The organism is Pseudomonas sp. GD03858, from assembly GCF_029840925.1.
Lineage (GTDB): Bacteria > Pseudomonadota > Gammaproteobacteria > Pseudomonadales > Pseudomonadaceae > Aquipseudomonas.
This window is the reverse complement of the sequence record NZ_JAOCDM010000013.1, coordinates 66,108-74,339: the sequence shown is the minus strand read 5'-3', so window position 1 is coordinate 74,339 and position 8,232 is coordinate 66,108. Positions and strand designations below refer to the sequence as shown.

Below are 8,232 nucleotides of genomic sequence, written 5' to 3'. Positions count from 1 at the left end.
TAGGAGCGGCCTTGCGTCGCGATGCGCCGCGCGGGCGGCGCTCGATCTCATAGGCGCTGCAACTCTAACGGCGAACACCTTGACGGGATTACTCCAAGGCGGGCTCGATCCCTGTGGCGGCGGGCAAACCCGCTGCCACAAACAGCTAGACTCTAAGGACCGCGCCCACGCCGCAATGCACGACGGGGCCGCACAGACCAGACATGAACGGGGGGCTGCCACACGTGGAGGTGTGAGATGAGCCAGTTCAAGCGTTTGTTCGTCATGCTCGGCCCGCAGATGCGCCACACGCCAGCCCTGCAAAGGGCCGCCGCGCTCGCCGAGTCCAGCGGCGCCCTGCTGGATATCAACGTGTTCGTCGACGATGTCGACACCTTCGGCCTGATGAGCGACGGGCGCGAACGCGAGCGCCTGCTCGAACACAACCGCCAGTGGCTGGCCGACGAGGCCGAGCAATTGCGCGGCGCAGGCCTGGATGTGTCCACCGAGCTGCTGCTGACCCGTGATCCGCTGGGCAGTGCGCTCGAACAGATCGAACGCCTGGGCTGCGACCTGCTGGTCAAGGACGTCCAGCACGAGCCGATCCTCAAGCGCCTGCTGGTCACCCCGCTGGACTGGCAACTGCTCAAGGACAGCCCGGTGGCCGTGCATCTGGTCAGCGAGATCCGCCTGCCCCTGCCACGGCAGATTGCCGCCGCGGTGGACCTCAACAGCCATGGCGAAGGTGAGCATCTGGACCAGCAGGTGATCCGCAGTGCCCATGCCCTGGCCTTGCAGTGCAATGCCGAGCTGCACCTGCTGCACGTGTGCGATGCGGTCAAGACCCATATCGCCGATTTCGGCGCCGGCACGGTGACCATGCCAGGCTTCGATGCCAGCGTGCGCACGGCGCAGCGCACGGCGTTCAACCGCCTGGGCGACCATCACCAGATCGACCTGGAGCGTCGGCACTTTCTCGAAGGCCCGGCGATCAAGGCGATCACCCAGTACATCGCCGCCAGCCGGGTCGATGTGATCGTCATGGGCAATCACCGCCATGACGCCCTGCAGACCTTCCTCGGCGGCACCACCGCGCATGTGCTGGAGCATCCGCTGTGCAATGTGCTGGCGATCAAGGCCGTGCGTTGAAATACCCCAGTGAGCGGGTTCACCCGCGAAGCAGACCCAAGCACCGCGTCGCCTGCTTCGCGGGTGAACCCGCTCCCACAGGAGTTGCGCAAGGCTTGGGGTCAGTGCGCTCCCTGTGGGACATGCGCTCGGTGATAGGGATCAGAAGCCCTTGCTGTAGAACAGCGAGTACGACTCGATACCGTCGTTCGGCTGCTTGAGGCCGGCGTTGGAGTAGTGAATCGCGCGGATGCCGACCTTCTGCTCGGCCGGCAGCTTCAGGCCGAAGCCGATGCGGTCTTCGAAGTTGACCGACGATCCCAGGCGCTGGTCGCCCACGTCGGTCTTGGAGAATGCCGCCAGGCCGATGCCGGCCTCGATGAACGGGGTATAGGTGAAACCGCTGAACTCATAGACGAACACCGGGCTGAAGGACAGCGAGTGGGCGCCGCTGGCCTCGCCACCTTCCCAATAGGTATAGGCCGCGTCCCAGTAGCCGGTCAGGTGGCCGGTGCTGCTTTCCAGCCATTTCTTGTCCCAGTCGAACGACAGACCGACGCGGTAGGTCATGTCGCCCTGGCCAGTGGCGCCGACGGCACCGGAGACCTGCGCGGCCTGGGCCAGGTTGGCGCCGGCGAAAGCCAGCAGAGCGGCGGCCAGCGAGGTGGCGAGACGGGTTTTCATCGATGACTTCTCCTGATGGTCTTCACGGACAGGCCCGCTTCGCGACCGTGCGGGCCTGTGGCAAGCGGGGGCTTGGCCCCTCGTTGTGCACCTGTCGACGGCACATCCCGACCGCGCAACAAGTGGTAATACTTCTTGGATTATCGTCCGAATAATCTGAAAGTTGAAAGGCCTTTGCCACCATTGGCTAAGGACACAGCGTTCCATGCATGCGTTCAGTCGTATTCCGACTCTTCGTGCTCCCCCAGCAACCTACGCTGGCGCGGCGTGGCTGTGGCCAGCACGTCGGGATTGAAGCGCCAGGTCAGGTAAGGGGAGAACTTCTGCGCCACCATCCGCCGCCCATAATGCACCTGGAGCATGTCGCGGACTTGCCCGACGCTTCGGTTCGCGCCCCCGCCATGCCAGACATCGCTGCGAAACAGCAGCGCGTCACCGGCCCGGCACAGGATCGGGCAAGCCCCCTGCCCTAGCCAGGCCGCTTCGTCTTGGTGCGGCGCACGCCCGGCACGCTGGCTGCCGGGCACGATCAGGGTCGGCCCCAGCGCTTGATCGATATCGCACAGATAGAGCTGCGCGGTGATGATCTGCGCCGGTGGCGTGAAACGCTCATGCGCGCACAGCCAGGCGGGCAATGCCATGGGCAGGTAATCGAGGTGCAGGGGCATGCCCGCGTACCCAGGATGGCTGCGCCAGGCGGTCTGGCCGATGATGTGGCAGTCACGGCCAAGGGCCGCCTCGGCGACGTCGATCAGCGGCGCCAGGTCGAGAAACGGCAGCCACAGCGGGTCGCGGTTGAACACGCACTTGTAGTGTTCCAGCAGCCCCTGGTAGTCCCAGTGCATGGGGCGCAGGTCATCGATGGCGCAGCGCAGCAAGGCGATGCACGACGGATCCAGCACACCGGAGATCAAGGTGTAGCCGTCATCGTCGAGCTCTTGAAGACAGCGTTGCAGATCATCCATTGCTGGCAAGCCTCGCATGCCACCGCGCATGTTTCAGCGCCAGTTCAGATCCACCCGCGCCGGCGCCTTGCCGTCCACCACCACTTGCTGGCGCACGGTCTGGCCATCGGCGCTGCCCGTCACCCGATAGTGCCCAGGGGGGAGTTGCACGTAGATCAGCGGGCCGACGTCCTGCAGCGCCAGCACCTGATTGCCCTGGGCCGACTCGATGGCCAGGGTCGCACCGCTCTGGAACTTGCCTTCAGCGCCGGTGGACAAGGTGATGTGCAGGTTGTAGCCGGGGGTGCGCCGCAGGGCATTGGCTTCATCCTGGCCGATACCGCCTTGCAGGTAGCGGACACCGTTCTGCTCCTGCGCCTGCAGCTGCACGCCCTGCGGGTCGACCGGGGCACCCGGGTCCGCGGCGGCCAGGGTCCAGGGCATGCTCAGCGCCAGCAGCAGCGCTGCGCAGAGCCCGTAGTGATGAGTGCGCATGGCGTGTTCCTCCCTCCAGGGGTGGTCTACACACTTTGGATACTCGCGTGGCGCCACCGTTCGAGGCGATCGGCACCGTTAGTCGGTGCCGACCGATCCGCCACGTTCCTCCAGCAGCCGGATGAACATGCTCAGGCTGCGCGACACAGTGCCTCGCCGCCACACCAGCCAGGTCTTCAGGTAGCGGAAATCCTCGGCCATCGGCCAGGCGCTCACGGTGCTGCACCCCGGCATGTTGTCGAGCATGCTGCGCGGCATCATGGCCAGCCCGGCACCGGCACTGACGCAGGCGAGCATGCCGTGGTACGACTCCATCTCGTGGATCTTGCCCGGCACCGCCTGGTCGTGGACGAACCAGCTCTCGAAATGATGGCGATACGAGCAGTTGGCGCGGAAGGCGTAGATGCTCGCACCGTTGACATCCCTCGCCCGTGTGACCGGCGGGTGGTTGAGCGGCGCGATGACCATCATCTCCTCCTCGAACACCGGCACGCCTTCGAGCGTGGGATGCAGCACCGGGCCATCGACGAACGCCGCGACCAGGCGCCCGGACAGCACGCCTTCGAGCATGGTCCCGGACGGGCCGGTGGACAGGTCCAGGTCGACCTTGGGGTAGCGCTGGTTGTAGGCCGCCAGCAGGGCCGGAATGCGCACCGCCGCCGTGCTCTCCAGCGAGCCCAGGGCGAAGGTGCCCTGGGGGTCCTCGCCTGCCACGGTCAGGCGCGCTTCATGCACCAGGTCGAGAATGCGCCGGGTGTATTCGAGGAAATTCCAGCCCGCCGGCGACAGGCGCAAACGGCTTTTCTCGCGGATGAACAATTCGACGCCCAGGTCTTCTTCCAGTTGCTTGATACGGGTGGTCAGGTTCGACGGCACGCGATGGATCTGCTGGGCCGCCGCGCTGATGCTGCCGTGCTCGGCCACGGCCTTGAAGATCTCCAGTTGCACCAGGTCCACGGTCATTCTCCAAACGTGAATGTTTCGCTCATTATTATTCAGTTTTCATTAAAGCGCGCCACCACTAGTCTGGGCTCACCCCATCAAAACAATGAGAGTCCTGCCATGAGCGAGATCAGCAGCCTGACCCACGCCATCTCCGTCGACCCCTATACCGGCGAGCGGATCGGCCACTACGCCTTCGACACCGACGCCGCACAAGACGCGGCGCTGCAACGCGCCAAGGCGGGCTACGACCAGTGGCGCAAGGTATCGCTGGGGCAGCGCAGCGAATACCTGGTCGCGCTGGGGCAGGCCCTGCAGGCCCATGCCGAAGCCTTTGCCCAGATGATCACTCGCGAGATCGGCAAGCCGATCGCCCAGGCCCGTGGCGAGGTCAGCAAGTGCGTCGGCCTGTGCCAGTGGTACGCCGAACACGGTCCGGCGATGCTCGCCCCTGAACCCACGCAAATCGAAAAGGCCCGCATCGAATACCGCCCGCTGGGCCCGATCCTCGCCGTGATGCCGTGGAACTTCCCGATCTGGCAGGTGCTGCGCGGCGCCGTGCCGGCGCTGCTGGCCGGCAACACCTACGTGCTCAAGCACGCGCCGAACGTGATGGGCAGTGCCTACCTGCTGGCCGACCTGTTCAAGCGCGCCGCCCTGCCCGAGGGCGTGTTCGAAGTGCTCAACGTCGCTCCCGAGGGTGTCACCCGCGCGATCAACGATCCACGCATCGCCGCCGTGACCCTGACCGGCAGCGTGCGCGCCGGCATGGCCATCGGCGCCCAGGCCGGCGCCGCGCTGAAGAAGTGCGTGCTGGAGCTGGGTGGCTGCGACCCGTTCATCGTGCTGGCCGACGCCGACCTGGATGCCGCGGTGAAGGCCGCGGTGATCGGCCGCTACCAGAACACCGGCCAGGTCTGCGCCGCGGCCAAGCGTCTGATCGTCGAGCACAGCATCGTCGAGGCCTTCACCGCCAAGTTCGTCGAGGCGACGCGCGCGCTCAAGCTCGGCAACCCGCTGCAGGACGACACCTACATCGGCCCGATGGCCCGCTTCGACCTGCGCGACGAGCTTGACGGCCAAGTTCAGGCGACCCTCGCCGAAGGCGCCACCCTGCTGCTGGGCGGGCACAAGATCGAGGGCGCGGCCAACCTCTACGCACCGACCGTGTTCGCCGACGTCACCCCCGAGATGACGGCGTTCAAACAGGAGCTGTTCGGCCCGGTGGCGGCGATCATCAGCGCCCGCGACGCCGACCATGCCGTCGAACTGGCCAACGACAGCGAGTTCGGCCTGGCTTCGACCATCTACACCGCCGACTACGCCCTGGCCGAACGCATGACCACGGCGCTGGACACCGGTGGCGTGTTCATCAACGGCTACTGCGCCTCCGACCCCCGCGTGGCGTTCGGTGGCGTGAAGAAAAGCGGCTTCGGTCGTGAGCTTTCGCACTTCGGCGTGCGCGAGTTCACCAATGCCCAGACCGTGTGGCTGGATCGCAACTGAACAGCTTGGGGGCGGGCTTGCCCTGCCCCTTTGCTAGCGCCCCCGCACCCGCTTCAGGGTGTCGCTGGGCAACTCCTGGAACAGCTGCCGATAGCTCTCGGAAAACCGCCCCAGGTGCCAGAATGACCAGCGCATGGCCACCTCGGCCACGGTCGCGTCCCCCGCCAGCAGATCCCGCCGCGCGCCATTCAGGCGGCGCAGCCGCAGCCAATGCGCCGGCGGCAGGTTGGTGAAGCCCTTGAAGGCCTGCTGCAACTGACGCACCGAGACCCCGGCGACCTTGGCCAGTTCCACCAAGTTGAGCGTCTCGTCGGGACAGTCGGCGGCCCATTCGCTGACCCGCCGCATGATCGTCCGCTCCTCGTCGCGCCGCCCCAGGGCGTCGCCCTGCAAGCGCTGCCCGGCGTTGTCGAGAATGAACAGGCAGTCCTCCAGCAACTGCTCGGCCAGCGCCCTGCCCTCCAGCGGGCAGTCGGCCTGGCCCAGACGGCTGAGCGTGGCGCTCAGCCAATTACCGAACAGCGCGGTCTGCTGGCAGGTCAGCGGCACCATGAACAGGCCGCGCAGACGCTCCGGATCAAGCCCATGGCTGGCGAGGAACGGCTGCTCGAACACCACCGCCACTTCCTGGTAGTTCTCCGGGGTGATCCAGATGTTGCGGCTGTCTTCGTTGAGCAGGTAGAGGCTGTTCTCGCTGCGGTCGAAGCAGAACGCCAGAGCGCCACTGGGGGCGCGGAAGAACTGCTCGACCCGGGTGTTCAAGCGCTCTTCGTATACCTCGACGCCCTCGAGCGCCAGCCAGCGCAGCTGACCGTTGAAATGCCCGGGGGACATCTGCCGGTACTGCTGCTGCCAGCCAGGGGTGGCGCGGGTCTGTTCGGTCACGTCGGTGGTACGGAAATCCTGGACCTGCAAGGCGGTTGGCGTGTTCACGCACTGTCCTATTGCACTCTTTTGGTGCATTCAACGGCGAAAAAAGTGGATAGATCGCCCCGAGGGGCAGCGCCCAAGATAGCCCTCAGCGTCACCTGTGGGAAGTGCCCTACGGCACGAGCGCCTTGCGTCCCACCACAACAACCCAACCAAGAGGTCTGTATGAACGCCCCCTTCGATCAGCTGTCCACCTGGCTGAAAGAACACCGGATCACCGAAGTCGAATGCGTGATCAGCGACCTGACCGGCATCGCCCGCGGCAAGATCGCCCCGACCGCCAAGTTCCTCCACGAACGCGGCATGCGCCTGCCCGAGAGCGTGCTGCTGCAGACCGTCACCGGCGACTACGTCGATGACGACATCTACTACAGCCTGCTCGACGCCGCCGATATCGACATGATCTGCCGTCCCGACCCGACGGCGGTGTACCAGATCCCCTGGGCCATCGAACCGACCGCGATCGTCATCCACGACACCTTCGACAAGCAGGGCAACCCCATCGAGCTGTCGCCGCGCAACGTGCTGAAGAAGGTGCTCAAGCTGTATGCCGACAAAGGCTGGCAGCCGATCGTCGCGCCGGAGATGGAGTTCTACCTGACCCAGCGCTGCGAAGACCCGGACCTGCCGCTGCAGGTGCCGCTGGGCCGCTCGGGCCGCGCCGAAAGCGGTCGCCAGTCGTTCTCCATCGATGCCGCCAACGAATTCGACCCGCTGTTCGAGGACGTCTACGACTGGTGCGAGCTCCAGGGCCTGGACCTGGACACGCTGATCCACGAAGACGGTCCGGCGCAGATGGAGATCAACTTCCGCCACGGCGACGCACTCGACCTGGCCGACCAGATCACCGTTTTCAAGCGCACGATGCGCGAGGCGGCGCTCAAGCACAACGTCACCGCCACCTTCATGGCCAAGCCGATCACCGACGAACCGGGCAGCGCCATGCACCTGCACCAGAGCGTGATCGACATCGCCAGCGGCAAGCCGATCTTCGCCAATGAAGACGGCAGCATGAGCGAGTTGTTCCTGCACCATATCGGTGGCCTGCAGAAGTACATTCCCAAGCTGCTGCCGATGTTCGCGCCGAACGTCAACTCGTTCCGCCGCTTCCTGCCGGACACTTCCGCGCCGGTGAACGTCGAGTGGGGCGAGGAAAACCGCACCGCCGGCCTGCGCGTGCCGACCTCGAGCCCCGAGGCGATGCGCGTGGAGAACCGCCTGCCGGGCGCCGACGCCAACCCCTACCTGGCCATTGCCGCGAGTCTGCTGTGCGGCTACATCGGCATGGTCGAGAAGATCGAACCGAGCGCGCCGGTACAGGGTCGCGCCTATGAGCGGCGCAATTTGCGCCTGCCGATCACCATCGAGGATGCGCTGCAGCACATGGAAGATTGCGAGGTGGTCCGCGAATACCTGGGGCAGCAGTTCGTCCAGGGCTACGTCGCGGTCAAGCGCGCCGAGCACGAGAACTTCAAGCGCGTGATCAGCTCGTGGGAGCGGGAGTTCCTGTTGCTGAGCGTCTGACCATCTTGTGGGAGCGGGCCTGCCCCGCGACAAGGCCAGCAGCCCAATCGCGGGACAAGCCCGCTCCCACGTTGTCCCGACAGAGCCTGCCATTACCGAT

Annotated in this window: 8 protein-coding genes; 3 read left to right on the top strand and 5 right to left on the bottom strand. The window is 65.7% G+C overall.

Features of this window, described 5'->3' with window-relative positions; all coding sequences use genetic code 11:
* Positions 1-237 precede the first annotated feature (237 nt).
* Entirely contained in the window at positions 238-1,128 is an 891-nt protein-coding gene (locus tag N5D48_RS06215) for a universal stress protein (RefSeq protein WP_279882268.1), read from the top strand.
* Between the two features lie 141 nt (positions 1,129-1,269).
* On the opposite strand, the gene N5D48_RS06210 is transcribed toward N5D48_RS06215, so the two are convergent.
* From N5D48_RS06210 to N5D48_RS06195, 4 genes are all read right to left on the bottom strand, one after another.
* A complete protein-coding gene (locus N5D48_RS06210; RefSeq protein ID WP_279882266.1) occupies positions 1,270-1,791 on the bottom strand; it encodes an acyloxyacyl hydrolase in 522 nt (173 codons plus the stop codon).
* 215 nt (positions 1,792-2,006) lie between these two features.
* Positions 2,007-2,756 carry a phytanoyl-CoA dioxygenase family protein gene (locus tag N5D48_RS06205; protein ID WP_279882264.1) on the bottom strand — a complete coding sequence of 250 codons (750 nt, stop codon included), beginning with the start codon at positions 2,754-2,756 and terminating at the stop codon, positions 2,007-2,009.
* 33 nt (positions 2,757-2,789) lie between these two features.
* A complete protein-coding gene (locus tag N5D48_RS06200) occupies positions 2,790-3,230 on the bottom strand; it encodes a carboxypeptidase regulatory-like domain-containing protein (protein ID WP_279882262.1) in 441 nt (146 codons plus the stop codon).
* A gap of 78 nt (positions 3,231-3,308) precedes the next feature.
* Complete coding sequence (locus N5D48_RS06195) at positions 3,309-4,187, bottom strand: LysR family transcriptional regulator (RefSeq protein WP_279882260.1); 879 nt, start codon at positions 4,185-4,187, stop codon at positions 3,309-3,311.
* A 105-nt stretch (positions 4,188-4,292) separates the two neighbouring features.
* Here N5D48_RS06195 and N5D48_RS06190 point away from each other — a divergent pair, with 105 nt between their 5' ends.
* Positions 4,293-5,678, top strand: coding sequence for an aldehyde dehydrogenase family protein (locus N5D48_RS06190; RefSeq protein ID WP_279882258.1), 1,386 nt, complete (start codon positions 4,293-4,295; stop codon positions 5,676-5,678).
* 33 nt (positions 5,679-5,711) lie between these two features.
* Here N5D48_RS06190 and N5D48_RS06185 read toward each other — a convergent pair whose 3' ends face one another.
* Positions 5,712-6,611, bottom strand: coding sequence for a helix-turn-helix domain-containing protein (locus tag N5D48_RS06185; RefSeq protein ID WP_279882257.1), 900 nt, complete (start codon positions 6,609-6,611; stop codon positions 5,712-5,714).
* Between the two features lie 162 nt (positions 6,612-6,773).
* Here N5D48_RS06185 and N5D48_RS06180 point away from each other — a divergent pair, with 162 nt between their 5' ends.
* Complete coding sequence (locus N5D48_RS06180) at positions 6,774-8,132, top strand: glutamine synthetase family protein (RefSeq protein ID WP_279882255.1); 1,359 nt, start codon at positions 6,774-6,776, stop codon at positions 8,130-8,132.
* Positions 8,133-8,232: the final 100 nt, after the last annotated feature.

What these genes read in the sequence shown, in the direction of transcription:
- N5D48_RS06190 (WP_279882258.1), top strand. Translation starts at nt 4,293, where the DNA reads ATGAGCGAGATCAGCAGCCTGACCCACGCCATCTCCGTCGACCCCTAT.
- N5D48_RS06200 (WP_279882262.1), bottom strand. Translation starts at nt 3,230, where the DNA reads ATGCGCACTCATCACTACGGGCTCTGCGCAGCGCTGCTGCTGGCGCTG.
- N5D48_RS06210 (WP_279882266.1), bottom strand. Translation starts at nt 1,791, where the DNA reads ATGAAAACCCGTCTCGCCACCTCGCTGGCCGCCGCTCTGCTGGCTTTC.
- N5D48_RS06180 (WP_279882255.1), top strand. Translation starts at nt 6,774, where the DNA reads ATGAACGCCCCCTTCGATCAGCTGTCCACCTGGCTGAAAGAACACCGG.
- N5D48_RS06205 (WP_279882264.1), bottom strand. Translation starts at nt 2,756, where the DNA reads ATGGATGATCTGCAACGCTGTCTTCAAGAGCTCGACGATGACGGCTAC.
- N5D48_RS06215 (WP_279882268.1), top strand. Translation starts at nt 238, where the DNA reads ATGAGCCAGTTCAAGCGTTTGTTCGTCATGCTCGGCCCGCAGATGCGC.